General features: G+C 60.9%; 21 protein-coding genes and 1 riboswitch. Of the genes, 9 read left to right on the top strand and 12 right to left on the bottom strand.

Translation table 11 applies throughout. The features are described from left to right. Positions 1 to 92: 92 nt before the first annotated feature. From lepB to rpoE, 6 genes are all read right to left on the bottom strand, one after another. Complete coding sequence (gene lepB / locus IFT47_RS01735) at positions 93 to 947, bottom strand: signal peptidase I (protein ID WP_192171634.1); 855 nt, start codon at positions 945 to 947, stop codon at positions 93 to 95. 9 nt (positions 948 to 956) lie between these two features. Next, a complete protein-coding gene (lepA, locus tag IFT47_RS01730; RefSeq protein ID WP_192171635.1) occupies positions 957 to 2,753 on the bottom strand; it encodes a translation elongation factor 4 in 1,797 nt (598 codons plus the stop codon). A 169-nt stretch (positions 2,754 to 2,922) separates the two neighbouring features. Further along, positions 2,923 to 4,359 (bottom strand): DegQ family serine endoprotease, encoded by a 1,437-nt coding sequence (locus IFT47_RS01725; protein ID WP_197983661.1) that lies wholly within the window; start codon positions 4,357 to 4,359, stop codon positions 2,923 to 2,925. A gap of 292 nt (positions 4,360 to 4,651) precedes the next feature. Further along, positions 4,652 to 5,614: a MucB/RseB C-terminal domain-containing protein gene (locus IFT47_RS01720; protein ID WP_192171636.1), complete on the bottom strand. Its 963-nt coding sequence runs from the start codon at positions 5,612 to 5,614 to the stop codon at positions 4,652 to 4,654. Positions 5,615 to 5,622: 8 nt separating this feature from the next. Then, entirely contained in the window at positions 5,623 to 6,210 is a 588-nt protein-coding gene (locus IFT47_RS01715; protein ID WP_192171637.1) for a sigma-E factor negative regulatory protein, read from the bottom strand. Positions 6,211 to 6,243: 33 nt separating this feature from the next. Beyond that, positions 6,244 to 6,825 carry an RNA polymerase sigma factor RpoE gene (rpoE, locus tag IFT47_RS01710; protein ID WP_037014368.1) on the bottom strand — a complete coding sequence of 194 codons (582 nt, stop codon included), beginning with the start codon at positions 6,823 to 6,825 and terminating at the stop codon, positions 6,244 to 6,246. A 495-nt stretch (positions 6,826 to 7,320) separates the two neighbouring features. On the opposite strand from rpoE, the gene nadB reads away from it, so the two are divergent. Beyond that, positions 7,321 to 8,937, top strand: a complete 1,617-nt coding sequence (gene nadB / locus IFT47_RS01705) for an L-aspartate oxidase (RefSeq protein WP_192171638.1) — start codon at positions 7,321 to 7,323, stop codon at positions 8,935 to 8,937. Here the strand turns inward: nadB and IFT47_RS01700 are convergent. Together IFT47_RS01700 and IFT47_RS01695 are read right to left on the bottom strand one after the other, a co-directional pair. Continuing rightward, on the bottom strand, positions 8,906 to 9,373 hold the full coding sequence (locus tag IFT47_RS01700) for a protein YgfX (protein WP_192171639.1): 468 nt from the start codon (positions 9,371 to 9,373) through the stop codon (positions 8,906 to 8,908). The two genes, nadB and IFT47_RS01700, sit on opposite strands and share 32 nt — an antisense overlap. Further along, on the bottom strand, positions 9,357 to 9,611 hold the full coding sequence (locus IFT47_RS01695; RefSeq protein WP_065992433.1) for an FAD assembly factor SdhE: 255 nt from the start codon (positions 9,609 to 9,611) through the stop codon (positions 9,357 to 9,359). The genes IFT47_RS01700 and IFT47_RS01695 overlap by 17 nt, the downstream gene beginning before the upstream one ends. Positions 9,612 to 9,753: 142 nt before the next feature. Between IFT47_RS01695 and ygfZ the strand changes: the two genes are divergently transcribed. Both ygfZ and IFT47_RS01685 read left to right on the top strand, forming a co-directional pair. Then, the gene (gene ygfZ, locus IFT47_RS01690; protein WP_192171640.1) at positions 9,754 to 10,695 is read left to right on the top strand and encodes a CAF17-like 4Fe-4S cluster assembly/insertion protein YgfZ; all 942 of its coding nucleotides are present in this window, start codon (positions 9,754 to 9,756) and stop codon (positions 10,693 to 10,695) included. Between the two features lie 97 nt (positions 10,696 to 10,792). Beyond that, positions 10,793 to 11,614 (top strand): HDOD domain-containing protein, encoded by an 822-nt coding sequence (locus IFT47_RS01685; RefSeq protein WP_192171641.1) that lies wholly within the window; start codon positions 10,793 to 10,795, stop codon positions 11,612 to 11,614. A gap of 18 nt (positions 11,615 to 11,632) precedes the next feature. Here IFT47_RS01685 and IFT47_RS01680 read toward each other — a convergent pair whose 3' ends face one another. Further along, positions 11,633 to 13,057: a sensor histidine kinase gene (locus IFT47_RS01680; protein ID WP_192171642.1), complete on the bottom strand. Its 1,425-nt coding sequence runs from the start codon at positions 13,055 to 13,057 to the stop codon at positions 11,633 to 11,635. Then, the gene (locus IFT47_RS01675) at positions 13,050 to 13,721 is read right to left on the bottom strand and encodes a response regulator (protein WP_192171643.1); all 672 of its coding nucleotides are present in this window, start codon (positions 13,719 to 13,721) and stop codon (positions 13,050 to 13,052) included. Before IFT47_RS01675 ends, IFT47_RS01680 begins: the two co-directional genes overlap by 8 nt. Before the next feature lie 496 nt (positions 13,722 to 14,217). On the opposite strand from IFT47_RS01675, the gene IFT47_RS01670 reads away from it, so the two are divergent. From IFT47_RS01670 to IFT47_RS01655, 4 genes are all read left to right on the top strand, one after another. After that, a complete protein-coding gene (locus IFT47_RS01670) occupies positions 14,218 to 15,198 on the top strand; it encodes a Bug family tripartite tricarboxylate transporter substrate binding protein (protein WP_192171644.1) in 981 nt (326 codons plus the stop codon). A gap of 74 nt (positions 15,199 to 15,272) precedes the next feature. Next, positions 15,273 to 15,731, top strand: coding sequence for a tripartite tricarboxylate transporter TctB family protein (locus tag IFT47_RS01665; protein WP_192171645.1), 459 nt, complete (start codon positions 15,273 to 15,275; stop codon positions 15,729 to 15,731). Between the two features lies 1 nt (position 15,732). Continuing rightward, positions 15,733 to 17,247 carry a tripartite tricarboxylate transporter permease gene (locus IFT47_RS01660; protein WP_192171646.1) on the top strand — a complete coding sequence of 505 codons (1,515 nt, stop codon included), beginning with the start codon at positions 15,733 to 15,735 and terminating at the stop codon, positions 17,245 to 17,247. Continuing rightward, a complete protein-coding gene (locus IFT47_RS01655) occupies positions 17,240 to 18,271 on the top strand; it encodes an AbrB family transcriptional regulator (RefSeq protein ID WP_192171647.1) in 1,032 nt (343 codons plus the stop codon). Before IFT47_RS01660 ends, IFT47_RS01655 begins: the two co-directional genes overlap by 8 nt. A 187-nt stretch (positions 18,272 to 18,458) precedes the next feature. Here the strand turns inward: IFT47_RS01655 and ung are convergent, their stop codons facing one another. Continuing rightward, complete coding sequence (gene ung, locus IFT47_RS01650) at positions 18,459 to 19,154, bottom strand: uracil-DNA glycosylase (protein ID WP_192171648.1); 696 nt, start codon at positions 19,152 to 19,154, stop codon at positions 18,459 to 18,461. Between the two features lie 171 nt (positions 19,155 to 19,325). Here ung and IFT47_RS01645 point away from each other — a divergent pair, with 171 nt between their 5' ends. Further along, positions 19,326 to 20,438 carry an enoyl-CoA hydratase/isomerase family protein gene (locus IFT47_RS01645; RefSeq protein ID WP_192171649.1) on the top strand — a complete coding sequence of 371 codons (1,113 nt, stop codon included), beginning with the start codon at positions 19,326 to 19,328 and terminating at the stop codon, positions 20,436 to 20,438. A gap of 401 nt (positions 20,439 to 20,839) precedes the next feature. Here the strand turns inward: IFT47_RS01645 and IFT47_RS01640 are convergent, their stop codons facing one another. Beyond that, the gene (locus IFT47_RS01640) at positions 20,840 to 21,415 is read right to left on the bottom strand and encodes a hypothetical protein (protein ID WP_192171650.1); all 576 of its coding nucleotides are present in this window, start codon (positions 21,413 to 21,415) and stop codon (positions 20,840 to 20,842) included. A 277-nt stretch (positions 21,416 to 21,692) separates the two neighbouring features. Next, a riboswitch (guanidine-I (ykkC/yxkD leader) is annotated at positions 21,693 to 21,794 on the top strand. 59 nt (positions 21,795 to 21,853) lie between these two features. Here IFT47_RS01640 and IFT47_RS01635 point away from each other — a divergent pair. Beyond that, a complete protein-coding gene (locus IFT47_RS01635; protein WP_192171651.1) occupies positions 21,854 to 22,921 on the top strand; it encodes a putative urea ABC transporter substrate-binding protein in 1,068 nt (355 codons plus the stop codon). The last annotated feature ends 18 nt before the right edge of the window (positions 22,922 to 22,939 follow it).

Genomic DNA, 22,939 nt, shown 5'->3' with positions numbered 1-22,939 from the left:
TCAAGAGTAGCCCTTCCCTGTCACCTGCGAGATCGGCCACGCAACATGGCCCTGAATGACATACGGCGCTGCCAGTGGCAGCGCCGCATCGATTACTTGATCAGACCGACTCGCGAGAAGTTCGGAAAGTGGCTGAGCTTGGGTTCAGGCCAGCTCATCCAGACCGCGAAGGCCTTGCCGACGATGTTCTTGTCGGGGACCATGCCCAGCTCGTCCTTGGGAATGTTGGGGTCATCCCAATAACGGCTGTCGTTCGAGTTGTCGCGGTTGTCGCCCATCATGAAGTAGTGGGCGGCCGGAACGGTCCATTCATGGTCAGGGGGCGCGCGGTAGCGGCTCATTTCCTGACGGATCTGGTGTTCCACCTCGCCCAGCTTCTCGTTGTAGAGTTCTGCGCTACCCAGCGTGCCCGGTTCCGAACCGATCAGCTGCTTGGCCACCAACTGACCGTTGATGAACAACTGCTTGTCGTTGGTGTAGCGGATCACATCCCCCGGCAGGCCGACGACTCGCTTGATGTAGTTGACGTTGGGGTCGCTTGGGTAGCGGAACACCATCACGTCGCCACGCTGCGGGTCGCCGACCGGGATGACCTTGAGGTCGATCACCGGCAGGCGGATGCCGTACGAGAACTTGTTCACCAGGATGAAATCGCCCACGTCCAGCGTTGGCTTCATCGAGCCCGAAGGGATCTGGAACGGCTCGACCAAGAACGAGCGAAGCACCAGAACGATGAACAACACCGGAAAGAACGACTTGCCGTACTCGACCAGAAACGGCTCCTTGTTCAACCGCTCCACGACCGCGACATCAGGCTGGCTCACGCTGCCTTGATAGTTCGCAATCGCGTTGCGGCGACGCGGCGCCAATATGACCAGATCGAACAGGGCCAGCAAACCGCAGACAAACACGGCAACGACCAGCAACAGCGGGAAATTTAGTGACATAGGGCCTGACTATTCCAACCTGAGCACTGCAAGGAAGGCTTCCTGTGGAATTTCCACGTTGCCGACCTGCTTCATGCGTTTCTTACCGGCCTTCTGCTTCTCGAGCAGCTTGCGCTTACGGCTGACGTCGCCGCCGTAACATTTGGCCAGTACGTTCTTTCTGAGCGCCTTGACGGTTGTACGCGCGATAATCTGGCCGCCAATCGCAGCCTGGATTGCCACGTCGAACATCTGACGAGGAATCAGTTCTTTCATCTTTTCAGTCAACGCGCGGCCTTTGTAGGCAGCGTTGTCACGGTGCACGATCAGCGCCAGAGCGTCGACCTTGTCGCCGTTGATCATCACGTCCAGACGAACCAGATTGGCCGACTGATAACGATCGAAATGGTAGTCCAGCGAGGCATAGCCACGGCTGGTCGACTTCAGACGGTCGAAGAAGTCCAGAACCACTTCGTTCATCGGCAAATCGTAGGTCACTTGCACCTGAGTACCGAGGAACAGCATGTCGTGCTGAATGCCACGCTTCTCGATACACAGCGTAATGACGTTGCCCAGGTGCTCTTGAGGCACAAGAATGTTCGCCCGCACGATCGGCTCACGCATGTCCTCGATCGTGGACAGGTCTGGCAATTTCGACGGGTTGTCGACGTAAATGGTTTCACCGGACTTCAACAGCAGCTCGAAGATTACCGTCGGTGCGGTGGTGATCAGATCCAGGTCGTACTCGCGCTCGAGGCGCTCCTGGATGATCTCCATGTGCAGCATGCCGAGGAAGCCGCAGCGGAAGCCGAACCCCAGCGCGTCGGAGCTTTCCGGCAGATATTGGAGGGACGAGTCATTCAGCGTCAGCTTCTGCAGCGCGTCGCGGAAATCCTCGAAGTCATCGGAGCTGACCGGGAACAGACCGGCGTAGACCTGCGGCTGGATGCGCTTGAAGCCGGGCAGCACCGGAACGTCCGGCGTAGTGCTCAGGGTCAGGGTGTCGCCCACTGGCGCGCCGTGAATATCCTTGATGCCGGCAATGATGAAGCCCACTTCACCGGCTTTCAGATCGGCGGTGGCGCTGTGCTTGGGATTGAACACGCCCACGCTGTCAACCAGGTGCATCTTGCCGGTCGATTTGACCAGGATTTTGTCGCCCTTCTTGACGCGGCCATGACGCACACGCACCAGGGAAACAACGCCCAGGTAGTTGTCGAACCATGAGTCGATGATCAGCGCTTGCAGCGGGTCTTCGATGTTGCCGGTCGGCGCGGGAATGGTGTGGACCAGACGCTCAAGCACTTCGTCGACACCCAGGCCGGTCTTGGCGCTACAGACCACGGCGTCGGTGGCATCGATGCCGATGATCTTTTCGATTTCTTCCTTGACCCGGTCCGGATCGGCCTGGGGCAGGTCAATCTTGTTCAGGACCGGCATGACTTCCAGGCCCTGTTCGATGGCGGTATAGCAGTTGGCAACGGACTGGGCTTCGACGCCCTGACCGGCATCGACCACCAGCAGCGCGCCTTCACACGCCGCCAGCGAACGGCTGACTTCGTAGGTGAAGTCGACGTGGCCCGGGGTGTCAATGAAGTTGAGCTGGTAGGTGATGCCGTCCTTCGCCTTGTAATAAAGGGTGACGCTGTGGGCTTTGATCGTAATCCCGCGCTCACGCTCCAGGTCCATGGAATCAAGGACCTGAGCTTCCATTTCGCGCTCGGTCAGGCCGCCGCACATCTGGATGAACCGGTCAGCCAGCGTCGACTTGCCATGGTCAATGTGGGCGATGATGGAGAAATTGCGGATATGACTCAAATCACTCACGGATCAACACTCGAAAAAGGTCGCAGGCAGACTGCCCGCCAAAAATAGCCGGGAATTGTACCTGAAGGAACGATCAGGCGTCACGTTCACGCGCAGAGCCTGCGCGCCATGCCCTTCGGGCCACAAAAAAAGGAGCGGTTAAACCGCCCCTTTTTTTATTCCCGACGGGTTATTCCGCCAGCTTGAACGTGATGAACGTCGCACGGCCCTGACGCAGCACGCGCATGGAGACAGAGCGATTCTTCGGCAGGTCCTTGGCCACTTCGGTGAACTGCTTCGACGAAGTGATCGCCTGGTTGTTCAGGTGAGTGATGACGTCACCCGCCTGCAAGCCGATCAGCGAAGCCGGACCGTCCTGGACTTCCTTGATGACGACGCCGCCTTTGAGGTCCAGCGACTTCATCTGCTCGGCGGTCAGATCGACGACCGAAACGCCCAGACGGTTGCTGCTGCGTTCGACACCCGTGTCGGCTGCGCCCATCTCTTCGCCTTCGGCCGGCAAGGCACCCACTGTCACGGTGAGCTTCTGACGCTTGCCATCACGAATCACTTCAAGCTCGGCCTTGCTGCCGTCCTTCAGATTGCCGATCAGGTGAGGCAGGTCTGCGGACATCACGATCGGGGTGCCGTTGGCGCTCAGGATCACGTCGCCAACCTGCAGACCGCCTTTGGCGGCGGGACCATCTTCAAGCACTTGAGCCACCAGCGCACCGGCCGGCTTGTCCAGACCGAAGGATTCGGCCAGGTCTTTGTTCACTTCCTGGATCACAACCCCCAGCCAGCCACGATTGACCTTGCCGCTGGCCTTGAGCTGGTTGGCAACGTCCATCGCCACATCGATCGGAATTGCGAACGACAGGCCCATGAAGCCACCGGAGCGCGTGAATATCTGCGAGTTGATCCCCACCACTTCGCCCGCCATGTTGAACAGCGGACCGCCCGAGTTACCCGGGTTGATCGCAACGTCGGTCTGGATGAACGGCACATAAGTGTCATTCGGCAGGCTGCGGCCCTTGGCGCTGACGATGCCTTTGGTGACCGAGTGATCGAAGCCGAACGGCGAACCGATCGCCAGCACCCACTCACCCACTTTCAGCTTGTCGGAGTTACCCAGCTTGACGGTTGGGAGGTCCTTGCCATCGATTTTCAGAACCGCCACGTCGGTCCGTGGATCGGTGCCGATCAGTTTGGCTTTCATCTCACTGCGATCTGAAAGACGCACAAGGATTTCGTCGGCACCGTCAATCACGTGGTTGTTGGTCAGGATGAAACCGTCCGCGGAAATGATGAAGCCCGAGCCGAGTGACTGCGCCTCACGCTGGCGATCACCCTTGCCGCCTCCTGGCGCACGGGAGCCTGGTGGCGTGCTGCGCTCGAGGAATTCGCGCAGCATCGGTGGCAGGCCTTCCAGATCAGGCATCTGACCCTGGGCAACCGCGCGGTCCGGCAGCTTCTGCCGCGTACTGATGTTGACGACTGCGGGGGAAGCCTGCTCCACCAGAGAGGTGAAGTCCGGCAAGGCTTCGGCCTGAGCGGTGACGACCTGTCCGAGCATCAGCACAGCGGCCATCCAGGCCAGGTAAGGTTTCAAGCGTGGTATTGACATATGGCTCCCGTTTACAACGAGCATGGTTAAGCGGTACGAGCCCGCAGGCTCGCGAAGCATCTGTGCGTCGCGACTTCCCGCGACACCTGTATCTGCTCCAGTTTCCTGGACCCTGAAACAACAAAGGCCACAGCTGTGAAGCTGTGACCTATAGAAAAAAACACATCCGATTGCAACCGACAAAGCGCACCAAACATTTCAGCACTACCAGTGAAGCCCATATTTAAAGGCTTGTGAACGTGAAACGACCAAATGAAACCTTTTTCATCGTGGCCATCACCGGTGCGCCGAATCAGTTTTTGCTCGTAGCCGCAGCATCGTCCCGCATGGACAGCGCGATGCGCTCGGCCGTCCCGATCGGGATCTCGCCCACCACAGTCACCATGGCATCACCCTTCTGCGTGGTTACGCGACGGGAAACAGCAACGGTCGGGCCCAGCTGAGTACGAATATCGGTCACGGCCGCACCGCTGACCGGCTCGACGAATACCGAGAATCGAGCCAGGCCATCGTCATACATTAGACTCGTTACCAGACTCTTGGAATCCGGGTCCTTGCGTGCCGCAGCGCTGCTCAAGTCAAAACCCGGCGGCAGCCAGTCGGACCGCCACGCGACCTTTTGCTTGGGCGAATCAGTATTTGCTTTGACCACTTCGACCGGCTTGCAGTCAGCACCGGCGGCGAGCATCTGATCGGTCAGCGACTGCGAGGTATTGAGGTCAGTGAACTGAAAACGCTCGAGCAACTGGCCCTTGTCGCTGAGCAACAACGACTTCAGGGGCAAGCCGGTTTCACTGTCGAGGTGCAGTTCAATGCCGTAACGGTGCTGATCCCGGGGAGTCAGCGTCACGACATTAGCGAGACGTCCAGCAACACGCGAAGTGCCTGCCGATTTGATGTCGTACCAGGATGACAACCTGGCAGCATCGAACGCTCGGGCCGGAGAGTCAGGAACGCCGGACACCCCTTCTTCGAGGGTACCGCTAACGCATTGGGTTACCCCATTGACGCGCAGCACTTCCTGAGGAGAGCCATCCAGTTGCAGAAGATGCTCACGAACCTTGCCGTCGGCGACCCGCTGCCAGATTCGGTGAGTGGAGAAACTGCCGTTACGCTCGTAAACGAATGTGCCGATGTAGCTTTGCTGCTGCTCAGCCTGCGCAAGACGTTTCAACTGGTCTTGCGCGTCATCGGCATGAGCGGGAAGGACCAGCCATCCACCCAGCAGAAGCGGCAGTAGAGGGATGGCGCGCATGATCCTCCTTAACGGTTTTCCAGGCTTGCAGCGCGAGCGTACGGCAGAGCGCCTTCAGCGCCTTTCATCGCCGCTTGCTGAGCATGTTGACGCAAGTAACCTGGCAGACGCTGGTCATGCCAGCCGGCCTGGTTCTGCAGCACACCGCTTGCCATCGGACCCGGGGACTGTTCGCCCTCGGTGTAGCCCGCCAATACTGCCGGCCCTTTGGCCTGCGGCATTGCGACGTTGCTCGGCTGGGATTGCTGCGCCAATTGCGCCCCTGCAATTTCGTCCTGATTGTACATACGTACACCGGCCAGCACGGCAACCGTTACCGAGGCGGCTACGGCCAGACGGCCCAAGGTGCGCCAAGGACCGCGGCCGGCCTTCAGCGGGCTGACTTCATCAGCGATCCCGGCAGCAACAGCGGCCGAAATATCCAGATGAGGCATCAGTAATTCTTTATGCATCGCTGCACGGGCAATCTGATAACGGGACCAGGTGGCTCGTGCGTCCGCATCTTCAATAGCGCTAAGCACGCGACGCAGTTCCAATTCGTCCGCTTCGTTATCCATCACCGCGGACAGCGATTCCTGCAGGGCTTCACGACTCATGGCGGTTCCTCTCTTGTGGCTATCGCCGCTGTCTCAGGTTTCCTGCAACAGAGGTTGCAAGGCTTTGTCGATGGCTTCCCGAGCGCGGAAAATGCGAGAGCGCACGGTACCAACGGGACATTGCATGACGCTGGCAATGTCTTCGTAACTCAGACCGTCGAACTCACGCAAAGTTAAAGCTGTACGCAAATCTTCTGGCAGTAGCTGGATGGTTCGGTGGACGGTGCCCTCGATCTCATCCCGCAGCAATGCCCGCTCTGGCGACTCGATGTCCTTGAGGCCGTGATCGCCGTCATAGAACTCCGCGTCTTCCGATCTGACATCGCTATCCGGCGGCCGCCGACCTCGCGACACCAGATAGTTCTTCGCCGTGTTAATGGCGATACGGTACAGCCACGTATAAAACGCACTGTCACCGCGGAAGTTACCAAGTGCGCGATAGGCTTTGATGAACGCCTCTTGCGCAACGTCCTGGGCTTCGTGGGTGTCGTGAACGAATCTCACGATCAACCCAAGAATCTTGTGCTGATATTTCACCACTAGCAGATCAAAGGCTCGCTTGTCGCCGCGCTGTACGCGTTCAACCAGCTGCTGATCTTCTTCCTGGGTTAGCATGAACACTCCTCATAAAGCTTAAAGGAGCATCGCATCGGCTCTTTCGCAGGCTTGCAAACATAGACTCGGGCTTTAAGCAAAAGTTCTCCCCCCTTCAAGCAAGTTTCCGGCGAGCGTCTGCTGCCCGCACGGAAAACGCCGCTCGAACCAGGTCGGCTGCGTAAATAATCTTGTCGTCAGAAGCGTTCGTACTGGCTGAAAACCGCCATTGCGTAACGTCGACGCTGTTCCTTTATGGGCAACCCACTATTGAACGTGCGGGTTCGTGAAAAGTTCCCACCGTTCATTATTGGGTGTAAGACACACGTCCCGTCAGCTGTAGGACTCAATCCGTATGAAGCTGTAGGAAAGATCGCGTCCATCAAACGGGGTGCAGGACGTCGCAGGGTGGCGCACACTCCGCTCCCACTGTGATTCACCGTTGCCATAAAGCGCGGCCATTGTGCCGTTCCACCCTTGCTTATACTAGTGGCCATTTAGATACCGGAAGCAGAGATGAGTCAGCATTTCCAGCACGACGTATTGGTAATAGGCTCCGGCGCAGCCGGTTTGAGCCTTGCGCTGACATTGCCCGGGCATCTGCACGTGGCGGTCCTCAGCAAAGGCGATCTGGCGAACGGTTCGACTTTCTGGGCCCAGGGCGGCGTTGCGGCGGTACTGGATGACACCGACACCGTTCAGTCCCACGTCGAAGACACGCTGAACGCAGGCGGCGGGCTGTGCAACGAGGACGCAGTCCGGTTCACCGTCGAACACAGCCGCGAGGCCATTCAGTGGCTGATCGACCTTGGCGTGCCCTTTACCCGGGATGACCCATCAAGCGTTGTGGACGGCGGGTTCGAGTTTCACCTCACCCGCGAGGGCGGGCACAGCCACCGCCGGATCATTCACGCCGCCGACGCCACCGGCGCAGCGATCTTCCGCACATTGCTGGCGCAGGCCAAGTCGCGTCCCAATATCGAACTGCTGGAACAACGCGTGGCGGTTGATCTCATCACCGAATCGCGGCTGGGTCTGGAGGGGGAGCGTTGCCTGGGCGCCTATGTGCTGGATCGTGCGACCGGCGAAGTCGACACCCACAGCGCGCGCTTCACCATTCTGGCGTCCGGCGGCGCAGCGAAAGTCTATCTGTACACCAGCAATCCAGACGGCGCCTGCGGCGACGGTATCGCGATGGCCTGGCGCTCGGGCTGCCGCGTGGGCAACCTGGAGTTCAACCAGTTCCACCCCACGTGCCTGTATCACCCGCAAGCCAAGAGCTTTTTGATTACCGAAGCGCTGCGCGGCGAAGGCGCCTACCTGAAGCTACCCAATGGCGAGCGCTTCATGCAGCGTTTTGACCCACGGGCCGAACTGGCGCCCCGTGACATCGTTGCCCGCGCCATTGACCACGAAATGAAACGCCTGGGCGCCGATTGCGTGTTTCTGGACATCAGCCACAAGCCCGAAGCCTTCATCAAGAGCCACTTCCCGACCGTGTACGAGCGTTGCCTCACGTTTGGCATCGACATCACGCGTCAGCCGATTCCCGTGGTCCCGGCGGCGCACTATACCTGTGGCGGCGTTCTGGTTGACCAACAGGGCCGCACCGATGTGCCCGGCTTGTACGCCATCGGCGAGACCAGCTTCACCGGTCTGCACGGCGCCAATCGAATGGCCAGCAACTCGCTGCTGGAATGCTTCGTTTACGCCCGCTCCGCTGCGGCGGACATCGTGACTCAGCTCGAGCAAATCCCGCAGCCGCAAAACCTGCCGGCCTGGGATTCAAGTCAGGTGACCGATTCCGACGAAGACGTGATCATCGCCCACAACTGGGATGAGCTGCGTCGGTTCATGTGGGACTACGTGGGCATCGTGCGGACCAACAAACGTCTGCAGCGTGCCCAGCATCGGGTGCGGTTGCTGCTGGACGAGATTGACGAGTTTTACAGCAACTATAAGGTCAGCCGCGATCTGATCGAGCTGCGCAACCTGGCCCAGGTGGCAGAACTGATGATTGCGTCGGCGATGGCGCGCAAGGAAAGCCGCGGGTTGCATTACACGCTGGATTATCCGGACATGCTGCCCGAAGCGCTGGACACTATTCTGGTGCCGCCCACCTACGCCGGCTGAACTTCAGGCGTAGACGCAGGCGCCGGTGGCTGTCCGGCCCCATGGCGTCTGCCGGGATGCACAGACTCCGAACCCACAAGCGGCTCAGCCAAGAGCCCTTCGCAACCTTGAAGCGCAACACGACCACCTTAGGAAGCGCCAGGCTGTTCGGGCGTAGCTGCACCGGTTGCCAGCCGCCCTCTTCACTCCACAACGCCCAACCGCTGCTGTCACGCCGCAGCCCGGTGAGCGACTGCGGCTGATCGAGCAGAATGAATGGGCGAAGACTGCGGGATGCGTGCAAGGCGCACAGCAGGACGCCGATGGCTTTCGCCCACAGGGGAATTGAAAGGAGGACTATTGACGCCAGCGCAAGGATTTGCGTGACGAGGTACGCCGTCAGCAGCGCCCGGGAGGGTTGCCAACGGCATTCGAAACGATCACTTCGGCTGGACACGGTCCAGAATCATCCGAACCATGCGCTGCAGCTCCGGGTCTTCCGACTCCGCGCGCTGCATGAACCAGCCGAACATGTCCTGATCTTCGCAGGTCAGCAGGCGCACATAGAGGTCGCGATCGACCTGGTTGAGCGTCGGATAGACTTCTTTGACGAACGGCACCAGCAATACGTCCAGCTCGAGCATGCCGCGACGGCTGTGCCAAAAGAGGCGATTGAGTTCAACATCTTCGACCATGGAGGGCTCCTCGAATTTGCCGGCGAGTATACAGGCGCATTGTCCCGGGGCGTACTTGCAGTTGGTCGCAGCTTTTTGCGTATACCCATTAACGACACGCGGCACTATGATGGTGCCCCAGACTTCTACCCTGCGATGACTCATGGCCGCTCCAGCATTTTTCTGCCCCCTGTCCCATGAAGGTGTGCTCGCCGTTCGCGGCGTGGATGCCGGCAAATTCCTGCAAGGCCAACTGACTTGCAACCTCGATTACCTCAGCGAAGCCAGGGCCACCCTCGGTGCGCGCTGCACGCAAAAGGGCCGCATGCAATCCAGCTTTCGCATCCTGCTTGAGGGTGACGGCGTGTTACTGGCAATGGCCAGCGAGCTGATTGAAGCGCAATTGCTGGACCTGAAGAAATACGCCGTCTTCTCCAAATCCAAACTGACCGACGAAAGCGCCTCCTGGGTGCGATTCGGCCTGCAGGACGGCGACGGCGCACTCGTCAGCCTCGGCCTCGACCTGGCGCAGGAGACCGACTCGGTCGTCCGCGCCAATGACCTCATTGCCATTCGCGTCTCCCCGACCCGCGCCGAATTGTGGGTACGTGCCGAGCAGGCCGATGACGTGCGCAGCCGGCTGATCGCCCACGTCCCGGAAGGACCGCTCAACGACTGGCTGCTGGGGCAGATCCGCGCCGGCATCGGCCAGGTGTTCGGGCAGACCCGCGAAGAATTCATCCCGCAGATGATCAACCTGCAAGCCGTGGGGGGTGTGAGTTTCAAGAAAGGTTGTTACACCGGCCAGGAAATCGTGGCGCGGATGCAGTACCTCGGCAAGCTTAAACGCCGGCTGTATCGCCTGACTATGGCCGGCAACGAGCTGCCCGAGCCCGGCGCTGCGTTGTTTTCGCCAGTACATTCAAGCGCGGTAGGCAACGTTGTGATCGCGGCCCGGTCTGATGTCGGGATCGAGGTGCTGGCGGTCTTGCAGGCGGATGCGGCGGAAGATGGTCGGATCCACCTTGGTGGGGCAGAGGGCGAGGCCCTGCACTTGAACGAATTGCCCTACACCCTCGACGCGAAGCTCGAAACACAGCGTTGAACCCGGTTGAAGCATGTGCGAGACGTCAGCGTAGTCACCAGCGCCGTCCCCTCGAGTGGACGGCCGCTGGCCGGAATGCAATGTCCAGAGATCCAATATGAGTAGCATGGCTGACGAAGTGCAGAGGGATCTGATCAAGGCGATCGACAAGGATGCTCTGTTTCTGCCAACTCTCCCGGAAGTTGCACTGAGGATTCGCTTGGCGGCGGAAGACTCGGAAATCTCCATTGCGGCGCTGAGCAAGGTCATCGGCAGCGACACCGCGTTGTCGGCCCGGCTGATCAAAGTCGTCAACAGCCCTCTGCTGCGGCCGAATTTTGAAGTCAGCGACGTGCTGACGGCGGTTCGGCGCCTGGGCGTGAACTACAGCTGTAACCTGGCCATCGGGCTGGTGGTGGAGCAGATGTTTCACGCCAAGTCCGATGTCATTGAAAACAAGATGCGCGACATCTGGAAACTCAGCATGCAGGTGGCCGGGGTGTGTAATGTCCTCAGTTACCGCAGTGCGCGTTTAAAGGCTGACCAAGCCACCCTGGCCGGGCTCGTTCACCTCATTGGCGTGCTGCCAATCCTGACCTACGCCGAAGACAACTACGAGTTGCTCGCCGACCCTATCAGCCTCAATCACGTTATCGAACGCATCCATCCAGTCATTGGCGAACGGCTTCTGCGCTCGTGGGATTTCCCGGAGGGCCTGGCGATCGTGCCCCGGCAGTTTCAGAATTTCAGCCGTGTTTCCGATCAGGCCGACTACGTGGATCTGGTGCAGGTGGCGACGATTCACATTCATGAGATGAACGGCACGCCGTACTCCAATCTGCAGTTTCAGTCAGTGCCGGCCGTGTCGCGGTTGGGCCTGAACATGGCTGACGGCGCGCTGATCAACGAGATGAATCAGGCGATGACGCTGCTGTACTGATCGCTTTTATGGGCCCGCTCAGCCGAGTCCCACCAGTCCCGACTCCGGCACCATAAAGCTCACTCTCACTTTCAGGCCCCGCTGTGCGCCGTCATGCAAGGTGATGCGCGCCAGATGTGCCCTGCAGATTTCACCCACAATGGCCAACCCCAGGCCCGAACCCTTGCTCTGCTGATTGCGTCGATAGAAGCGCTCGAACACCCGGTCGCGCTCGTGAGCCGGAATGCCGGGGCCGTCGTCCTCGACTTCCAGCGTGCACGGCGCATGGACGCGCAAGATCACGTTGCCGCCCGCAGGGGTGTGGGCAAGCGCGTTGTCCACCAGATTGCTCAGTAGCTCGTTGAGCAACGTGGGTTCGCCGCGCATCCACACCGGCTCGTCGGCTTCCAGCGCCAACGCCACACCCCGGGCGTGGGCAAGCGGCGCCATGGCCATGCCCAGTTCCCGCGCCAGTTGGCTGAGGTCGAGCAATTGCGCGCCGCCCTCCGCGATGGCCCGCGCGCCGTTTTCGATGCGTGCCAGCGACAGCAACTGATTGGCCAGATGGGTCAGTTTGTCGGTGCCGGAGGCGGCGCTTTCGAGCGTATTGCGCCACGCGGCGGGGTCCTGATCACGCAGCCCCAGCTCCAGCCGCGCCTTCAAGGCGGCCAGCGGCGTGCGCAATTCATGGGCCGCGTCGGCGATGAACTGCGCCTGGCGCTCGAACTGCATACGCAGCCGCTCGGTGAAGTGGTTGAGGGAGCTGACCAGAGGGCGCAGCTCGTGCTGCACTTCGACCAGCGGCAGCGAGCGCAAATCGTCAGGCTGGCGTTCTTCCACCGCCGTGCGCAGGCGATCCAGGGGCCGCAACGCGGCGCTGACCGTGAACCAGACCAGCAACAACGCGCCGCTGCCGAGCATGCCCAGACGCAGCAAGGTGTCGGCCATCAAGGCCTGAGCCATGTCCACCCGGGCTTCTTCGGTTTCCGCCACGCGAATCTCGGCCATGCCGTTCATGTTCGGTTCGCTTACGGCCTTGAGCAGGCTGACCACCCGTACGTCCTGGCCTTGATAACGGCCGCTGTAGAACTTGGCGAGGGCCGGATAAGCGTCGGTGCGCGGCGTGCCCGGCGGCGGCGCGGGGATGTTTTCGTAGCCCGAAATGAGCTTCTGATTGATGTCGTTGACCTGGTAGTAAATGCGGCCCGCGCTGTCGTAGGCGAAGGTATCCAGGGCCACGTAGGGTACGTCGGCGCTGAGGGTGCCGTCGCGCTCCGACAGCCCGGCGGCGATGGTCCGCGCCGAGGCCAGCAGGGTGCGATCGTAGGCGGTGTCTGCTGCTTCGCGTCCGTTCCAGTAGGCGCTCATGCCGCTGGCGATCATCAGCACCACCAGCAGCAAACCCAGGTTCCACAGCAAGCGCCAGCGCAGGCTGTTTTCCGCTGAAGGAAACGGATTAAGCATCCCGGCTTTCCAGCAGGTAACCCAGGCCCCGGAACGTGACGATCGCAATCGGGTGCCCATCGAGCTTCTTGCGCAGACGGTGTACGTAGATTTCGATGGCGTCGGCGCTGGCCTCTTCGTCCAGCCCAAACACCTGCGCCGCCAGTTGCTCCTTGCTCATGACCCGACCGGGTCGGGCGATCAGCGATTCGAGCACGGACTGCTCGCGGGATGTCAGCGTCAGGAGTTCTTCACCGAGGGTGAAGCGGCGGGTATCGAGGTCGTAGACCAGTTCGCCACAGCGTTGCTGGCGTTCGCCACCGAGTACGCTGCGGCGCAACAACGCCTTGACCCGCGCCTCCAGCTCAGACAGTTCGAAGGGTTTGGCCAGGTAGTCGTCGGCGCCGAGGTTCAGGCCGTGGACCCTGTCCTTGACGTCGCTGCGGGCAGTCAGCATCAGCACCGGGGTGTTCTTGCCCCGCGCCCGCAGACGCGCCAGCACCTCAAAACCGTCCATGCGCGGCAGGCCGACATCGAGCACCACCACGGCATATTCTTCGCTGCTCAGGGCCAGATCAGCTGCAACGCCGTCGTGCAGAACGTCAACGGTCAGGCCGCTGCTCTTGAGTGCCAGCGCGACGCTTTCCGCCAGTTGCAGATGATCTTCGACGAGCAGGACACGCATCGATTTCTCCCCATTGAGCATTTTATGGGCGGAGTTTACAGGCGCGCCGTCGTCTGTGAAGGCCCGGCGCGCTGGAATGACTCCGGCGCTGACGAGCAACGTCTCTGCAACGGTCCAGCCGAACGCAGCCTGAGCGCTTCGTGAAAGGTAGTTGAAAGGTTGATGAAAGCTTCGCTGATTACGATCCCGTTACGACTTGTCACGATTGCGTCCCGCGTGACGCTGCTGATGCCAGGGTCGTGACGAAAAACGCCTCGATGCGTTTTCAACAATAAGAACAATATCGGAGTCATCAGTGATGCCCTCACTGCAATCATCGGCCCTCGCGCCGTCTGAATCCCATTATGTTTTCTGTTCACCTCGCAGCCCTGTTGCGCGGTGTTTCGTCACGTCTGCACGTTGGCTGCCCGCAGTTTTGCGAAGGTGTGACACGACTGCCTGACGAACGTACGACCGCCTGCCCCCATTAAAACAACAACTCCTCTGGAGACGGACCATGAACCTATCGTTGCGCCATATCAGCGTCGCCGCCAGCTGCATGCTGATGGCCACCCAATTGTGGGCCGCTGAGCCCAATCGTCCTGAATGCATCGCGCCGGCCTCGCCCGGTGGCGGCTTCGACCTGACCTGCAAACTGGCGCAAAGCGCGCTGATCAACGAGAAGATCCTCTCCAAACCGATGCGCGTCACCTACATGCCGGGCGGCGTCGGCGCCGTGGCCTACAACGCGGTGGTCGCTCAGCGTCCGGCCGACGCCGGTACGCTGGTGGCCTGGTCCAGCGGCTCGCTGTTGAACCTGGCCCAGGGCAAGTTCGGCCGTTTTGACGAGAACGCCGTGCGCTGGCTGGCCGCCGTCGGCACCAGCTACGGCGCGATCGCGGTCAAGGCCGATTCGCCCTACAAGAACCTCGACGATCTGGTTAAAGCACTGAAGGCCGACCCGGGCAAAGTGGTCATCGGCTCCGGCGGTACCGTGGGCAGCCAGGACTGGATGCAGACCGCGCTGATTGCCAAGGCCGCCGGCATTAACCCGCGGGAACTGCGTTATGTCGCCCTCGAAGGCGGCGGTGAAATCGCCACTGCCCTGCTCGGCGGGCACATTCAAGTGGGCTCCACCGACATTTCCGACTCCATGCCGCACATTCTCAGCGGCGACATGCGCCTGCTGGCGGTGTTCTCCGAAGAACGTCTGGACGAGCCGGAAATGAAGAACATCCCGACCGCGAAAGAACAGGGCTACGACATCGTCTGGCCGGTGGTGCGCGGTTTCTATCTGGGGCCAAAGGTGTCGGACGAGGACTACAACTGGTGGAAAGCGGCGTTCGACAAGCTGCTGGCCTCGGAAGACTTCGCCAAGCTGCGCGATCAGCGTGAGCTGTTCCCGTTCGCCATGACCGGCGAAGAGCTCGACAAGTACGTGAAAACCCGCGTCGCCGAGTACAAGACGCTGGCCAAGGAATTCGGCCTGATTCAGTGACTGAACCCATCGAAGCGTACTTGATTGGCTGAGGATTACGCCGCCTGTGCGGTGGCGTGATCCGGGAGTTTTCCATGGTGATACAACGCATTTTCGCCGTCGTGCTGCTGCTGGTCTGTATCGGCCTGGCAATGATGGCCTGGCCTTATCAGGCGCCCTTTTCCTACGAACCCGTCGGCCCTCGTGCTTTCCCGCTGCTGATGCTGGCGCTGATGGGCATTTCGCTGCTGTACATGGCGATTCGTCCGACGCCGATCGTGCATTCCGAGGAAGAGCCGGCGCTGGACCGTCCGACACTGATCAAGATCGGCATCTGCACCGTGCTGCTGCTGGTGTTCGCCGGGCTGTTCGAGCCGTTGGGTTTTGTGCTGAGCAGCATTCTGATCGGGATTCCCATGGCGCGTCTGTACGGCGGCCGCTGGCTGCCGAGTGTCGTGATCATCACCTTCATGAGCATCGCGCTGTACGTGCTGTTCGACAAAGTGATGGATGTGCCCCTGCCCCTCGGTCTGCTCGACGTTATGGAGAACTGATATGGACACTCTCGGCTATCTCGGCCAGGGCTTCGGCGTCGCGCTGACCCCTTACAACCTGATCACCGCCCTGTCCGGCACGCTGATCGGCACTGTCGTCGGCCTGCTCCCCGGCTTGGGTCCGATCAACGGTGTGGCGCTGTTGATCCCGATCGCCTTCGCATTGGGCCTGCCGCCGGAGTCAGCATTGATCCTGTTGGCGGCGGTGTACCTGGGCTGCGAATACGGCGGCCGCATCAGCTCCATCCTGCTCAACATTCCGGGCGAAGCATCGACCGTAATGACCGCGCTGGACGGCTACCCGATGGCGCGTCAGGGCATGGCCGGCGTGGCGTTGTCGCTGTCGGCATGGAGTTCGTTCATCGGCGCGTTCATCGCCACCTGCGGCATGGTCATGTTCGCGCCGCTGCTGGCGAAATGGGCGATTGCATTTGGTCCTGCGGAGTACTTCGTGCTGATGGTTTTCGCGATCGTCTGCCTGGGCGGCATGGCCGGTGATCGACCGCTGAAGACCTTTGTCGCTGCGTTGATCGGGCTGTTTCTGTCGAGCATCGGTATCGACGCCAACAGTGGCGTGTACCGTTTCACTGGCGACAACATCCATCTGGCTGACGGCATTCAGTTCGTCGTGCTGGTGCTGGGCCTGTTCTCGATCAGTGAAATCCTGTTGTTGCTGGAGAAAACCCATCGCGGCCAGGAAGCGGTGAAAGCCACCGGCCGCATGATGTTTAACTTCAATGAGGCCAGTTCGGTCTTTTGGGTGAACATCCGTTGCGGTCTGATGGGTTTCATCATGGGCGTGTTGCCGGGTGCGGGCGCGACGCTGGCCAGCGCCGTGACCTACATGTCCGAGAAACGCATCGCCGGCGCGAGCGGCAAATTCGGACAGGGCGACATGCGCGGTCTGGCAGCGCCGGAAACCGCCATTGGCGCGACGGCCTGCGGCGCGCTGGTGCCGATGCTGACGCTGGGCGTGCCGGGTTCGGGCACCACGGCGGTGATGATCGGCGCCCTGTCGCTGTACAACATCACGCCGGGGCCGCTGCTGTTTCAGCAGCAACCGGACATCGTCTGGGGCCTGATCGCGTCGTTGTTCGTCGCCAACATCATGCTGGTGATCCTCAACATCCCGATGATCCGCATCTTCACCCGCATCCTGTCGGTGCCGAACTGGGCACTGGTGCCGGTGATCGCGATCATCACCGGGATCGGCGTATACGCGGTGCATGCCACCACCTTCGATCTGTTCCTGATGGTCGGCATCGGCATCTTCGGTTACATCCTGCGCAAGCTGGATTTCCCGCTGTCGCCGATTCTGCTGGGGTTCATCCTCGGTGGGTTGATGGAGCAAAACCTGCGTCGCGCGTTGTCGATTTCCAACGGCGGCCTGGAGATTCTGTGGTCGAGCCCGATCACCCTGGGCATGTGGGTCGTGACGGCGTTCATGCTGGTGTTCCCGCTGATCCGCATCTGGCGCAAACGCTCCAGGCAGCGTCGCGCGCTGGCCGATGTCTGACCGGCCATTCAGCACGTGGTGGGGCACACCGCTGGTCGGCCTGCTGGGGGGATTTCTCGCCAGTCAGGTTGGCTGGCCACTGCCCTGGATGGTCGGCTCGTTACTGGCGATCATCCTGGTCCGCTGCCTCACCCCCTGGCAGCTGGCTGAAATTCCCGGCGGCCGCAAATGCGGCCAATGGGTGGTCGGCATCGGCATCGGCCTGCACTTCACCCCCGTCGTCATCGAACAAGTCCTCTCGCACTTCGGCCTGATTTTCATCGGCGCACTGGTGACCAGCGTCTCCAGCGTGGTTGGCGTGTGGCTGATGCTGCGCACCGGCGAGGACCGCGCCACGGCGTTCTTTTCCAGCATGCCCGGCGGTTCGGGCGAGATGGTCAACCTCGGCGCACGCAACGGCGCGATTCTCAGCAACGTCGCCGCCGGGCAGAGCCTGCGGGTGCTGGCAGTGGTGCTGTGCGTGCCGGCGATCTTCAAGTATTTGATGGGCGATGGCGGCCCGCCTTCCCATGGGACGGTGGTGGATTGGCGGTGGCTGCTGCTGTTGTTTCCGCTGGGCGCGTTGGTGGCCTGGGGCTGGGAGCGTCTGAAACAACCCAATCCGTGGCTATTCGGCCCGTTGCTGATCAGCGCGGTAATCAGCGTCAGTTTCGATTTGCACATCGGCCTGCCCCAGGGCGGCAGTCAGCTGGGGCAGTGGCTGATCGGCAGCGGCCTGGGTTGCCACTTCAACCGGGCGTTCTTTCGCCGCGCGCCGTCGTTCATCGGCCGCACGTTGCTGGGGACGGCGCTGACGATGAGCATCGCGGCGTTGTGCGCACTGGGGCTGAGCACGCTGACCCATCTGGATTTGCGCTCGTTGACCCTGGGGATGATGCCGGGCGGGATTGCCGAAATGAGCCTGACGGCGGAGGTGCTGCAGCTGTCGGTGCCGCTGGTGACGGCGATGCAGGTGATGAGGTTGTTGTTTGTGTTGTTTCTGGCCGAGCCGTTGTTTCGGTATTGGGATCGACGGCTGGGTTAACGACTCACTCGACATGTGGGAGCGAGCTTGCTCGCGAAGAGGTCAGTACATCCGCTAAATTTTCAGCGGTTGAAATACCGTCTTCGTGAGCAAGGTGGAACGCCACCCCGGTCATTCCCACAAGGTCTGCGTCTGTCCAGGAATGATCCGGTGTCAGGAGTACCCCAACTTCTGACGTCATCCCGCGCTAGACAACAGCCGGCAATCGCCACTCAATCGGCGCCAGGCCGTTCTGCTCCAGAAACTTGTTCACCAGACCAAAATGCCCACATCCGATAAACCCCTTGTACGCCGACAGCGGCGACGGGTGCACGGCGGTCAGGATCAGGTGCTTGGACGCATCGATCAGCTTTTTCTTGCTCTGGGCATGGGCGCCCCACAGCAGGAATACCAGGTGCGGCTGATGAGCGCTCACCGTTTCGATGATCTTGTCAGTGAAGTGCTGCCAGCCCTTGCCGGCATGGGACGCGGCGTTGGCGCGCTCGACGGTGAGCGTGGTGTTGAGCATCAACACGCCCTGCTCCGCCCACGACTGCAGATAGCCGTGATTGGGGATGTCAATGTTCAGGTCGCGCTTGAGCTCTTTGTAGATGTTGACCAGCGAAGGCGGCGCCGGCACGCCCGGCTGCACCGAGAAGCACAGGCCGTGGGCCTGATTGGGGCCGTGATAAGGGTCCTGGCCGAGGATGACCACTTTCACGTTATCCAGCGGCGTTGAGTTCAGCGCATTGAAGATCAGCGGCCCCGGCGGATAGATTTCCTTGCCCGCCGCATGCTCCTGACGCAGAAATTCGCGCAGCTCGCCCATGTAAGGCTTTTCGAACTCGTCGCGCAGGGCCTGCTTCCAGCTGGCCTCCAGTTTGATGCGGTCGTCGTTTGTCATGGTGTGATCCGGCAGAAACAATGCGCAACTTTAGGGACTGTGGCTGATTATTTCCAGCGCGGCGCCGTCGGATCTTCCTACACTCGTTCACAGCCGCCGGTTTGCAACTTCCGGGCGTCGCGGGGACTCACAACTCTCGATAGATCCCCGTACCACTGACAAGAGGTCACGATGAATCTGCAATTTGAAGAGCTCACCACCACGGACGGCGCCCGCCTGGGCATCGCCACGCTGGATGCGGAAAAATCCCTGAATGCCCTGTCGCTGCCGATGATTCTGGCGCTGCAGGACCGCCTTAATGAGTGGGCCAGCGACCCGCAAATCGTCTGCCTATTGCTGCGCGGCAATGGCGAAAAAGCCTTCTGCGCCGGTGGCGACGTGCGTGCGCTGGTCGAGGCCGGGCGTGGGCAGCCGGGCACGGTTCCGCCACTGGCTGCTCAGTTTTTCGCCGCGGAATACCGGCTGGATTACACGCTGCACACTTTTCCCAAACCGCTGATCTGCTGGGGCCACGGCTATGTGCTGGGCGGCGGGATGGGTTTGCTGCAAGGGGCGAACATTCGTGTCGTGACGCCGAGCAGCCGGCTGGCGATGCCGGAAATCAGCATCGGCCTGTTTCCTGACGTCGGCGCCAGTTGGTTCCTGTCGCGACTGCCGGGCAAGTTGGGGCTGTTTCTTGGATTGACCGGCGCGCACATCAACGGCCGTGACGCGCTGGACCTTGGTCTCGCGGATCGTTTTCTCCTGGACGATCAGCAGGAGGAAATGATCGACCGGCTGCTGCAGCTCAACTGGCAGGAGCAGACCAAGGTGCAACTGACCAGCCTGTTCAGGGCGCTGCAACTGGAGGCGGTGGATCAGTTGCCCGCCGCGCAATGGCTGCCTCGGCGCGAGACGATCGATGAGCTGCTGGATATCGCCGACGCACCGAGCGCCTGGAATGCGTTGAAACATCATTTGAATGGCGATGACCTGTTATTGGCCAAGGCGGCGAAAACGATGTCTGACGGCTGCCCGATGACGGCGCATCTGGTGTGGGAGCAGATTGAGCGGGCGCGGCATTTGTCGCTGGCCGAGGTGTTTCAGATGGAATACGCCATGGCCCTGAACTGCTGCCGGCACCCCGAGTTTGCCGAGGGGGTGCGGGCGCGGTTGATCGACAAGGACCAAACGCCTCACTGGCACTGGCAGGACATCGCCACGATTCCGCTGGCGGTGGTGGACGCACATTTCGAGAAGGCCTGGGAAGGACGGCACCCGCTGGCGGATTTGTCGGAGTATTGAGGCTTGAATTCATGCCTGCATGGACGGTGTTCAAACGGGCGCCTTCCCGGCTAAAGCCGGTCCCACTAATGGAATGCGTACTTTCTGTGGGACTGGCTTTAGCCGGGAAACCGTCGGGTGCTACACCGCAAATGTGAGGGTGAATGGACGGGCCTCTTCCCGGCTGAAGCCGGTCCTACATTCGAATCGCGTGCATTCAGCGGGATTGGCGGAGATCTCATTGTAGGACCGGCTTTAGCCGGGAAAGCGTCAGATGCCACACCGCAAATGTGAGGGTGAATAGACGGGCCTCTTCCCGGCTGAAGCCGGTCCTTCATTTGGAATGCGTACACGCTGGCCGATCGGGTCATCCATACAACCCATAAAAAACGGCGCTCCTCGGAGCGCCGTTCTTGTATCAGTCAGCGATTGCCGCCGCCCGGTCCGCCGTGTCCGCCGCGACCGAAACCGCCGTCTTCGCGGTGATTGCCGCCAGATCCGCCGGGGCCTGGGCGAGGACCACCGCCACCGCCGCCCCCACCCGGATTGCCATGCCAACCGCCGCCTGGCCCTGGGCCATTGCCGCCTCCGGGTCTCGGGCCTTGGGGTGGTGGACGATAACCGTTGCCACCACCGTTATAGCCACCCCCTCCGTGGTAACCGCCGCCCCCACCATTCCAGTTGCCGCCACCATAACCCGGGCGACCTCCGTAACCGGGGCGACCTCCGCCGTATCCAGGCCCGTAATAACGGGGTGGAGGCGCGTAATAACGCGGTGGCGGCGCGTAATAGCGAGGGGCAGAGTAGTAACGCGGCGAGGAGTAATACACCGCCCCTCCGGAATACACCGGAGCGACCGGGCGATAACTGTCGTACACGTAACCGCTGCTGTAGCCACTGCTATAGATCGGCTGCGTGTAGCTTTCTGATTCGTAATAACCTCCGTAACAACCTGCCAGGGACAACGTCATCAAAGCGGTAAGCAATCGTCGATACATGGCGGCCTCCCGGACCGCGGTAGAGCTCGAACCAGCGGCGCTGGTCGGCGTTCTCGAAACTGCCGAGAACGTTAACTGAGACTCCGAATTGCAGACCTAGTGCCCCACCGCGGTCCCCAGGCGCCAGACGGCGCCCTGCATCAGTGCACGTCTCGCCCGTCGTCAAACCACCTGCGCCCGCCCAGCTCAGGCGCCACAAGGGTTTTCGCAACTTGGCACAACTCTCGCTTGGAAGAGGATGTGCAGGAGTCACCACAGGTTCGCGGCACCATAATTTGCAATAGCCGACTAGGGTTCCGGCTCGCGTTTCGCGAGTGGCTGGTCCGAGAGTTGGCGACCTCCAGTAGAGGTTACACGGCGGGATAAAAGCCCGGGAGACAGGACACCAGTGGTGTCGCCGTGCTCCTGACCGTCCCTTTTCGCTACTGGAGACACCCCATGCAAAAGTCCCGTCTGTTCAGCCTGCTCACCGCAGGCGTCTTTGCCGCATTGAGCCTTTCGGCCACCGCCGCCCCGAAAAAAGATTTCGACGTCTGCTGGACCATTTACGCCGGCTGGATGCCATGGGAATACGCAGGGACTCAAGGCATCGTCGACAAGTGGGCCAAGAAGTACGGCATCCACATCAAAGTCACCCAGCTCAACGACTACGTCGAATCGATCAACCAGTACACCGCCGGCCAGTTCGACGGTTGCACCATGACCAACATGGACGCCCTCACCATCCCGGCCGCCGGCGGCGTTGAAAGCACCGCGCTGGTGGTCAGCGACTTCTCCAACGGCAACGACGGCATCGTCATCAAGGGCGACGGCAAGAAAGTCACCGACCTCAAGGGCATGGACGTCAACCTGGTCGAGCTGTCGGTGTCCCACTACCTGCTCGCCCGCGCCCTGGACTCGGTGGACCTGACTGAAAAAGACCTGAAAGTCGTCAACACCTCCGACGCCGACATCGCCGCCGCGTTCAACACCAGCGAGGTCAAGGCCGTCACCACCTGGAACCCGATGCTCTCGGAGATCAAGGCCAAGCCCGGCGTCACCGAAGTGTTCGACTCCAGCAAGATCCCCGGCGAGATTATGGACATGATGGTGGTCAACACCCAGACCCTGAAAGACAACCCGGCTTTGGGCAAAGCCCTGACCGGCGCGTGGTTTGAAGTGGTGGCGCTGATGAACGCAAAATCCGCCGAATCCAAAGCCGCGCTGGAGCACATGGCCCAGGCGTCGGGCACTGATCTGGCCGGATTCCAGTCGCAACTGGACACCACCAAGCTGTTCGCCACGCCTAAAGAAGCGCTGGAGTTCGCCACCAGCAAGCAGCTGCCGACGACCATGCGCAAGGTCGCTGACTTCTCCTTCGACCACGGCCTGCTGGGCGAAGGCGCCAAAGACGCCAGCGCGGTCGGCATGACCTTCGCCAACAGCGTGACCGAAGGCGACAAGGCCAACCTCAAGCTGCACTTCGACCCGAGCTACGTGCAGATGGCTGCCGACGGCAAGCTGTAAAAACCAAAGGTCTTTGCC

Origin of the sequence: Pseudomonas sp. CFBP 13711, assembly GCF_014842265.1 — a bacterium.
Lineage (GTDB): Bacteria > Pseudomonadota > Gammaproteobacteria > Pseudomonadales > Pseudomonadaceae > Aquipseudomonas.
This window is presented reverse-complemented; position numbering and strand designations above follow the sequence as displayed.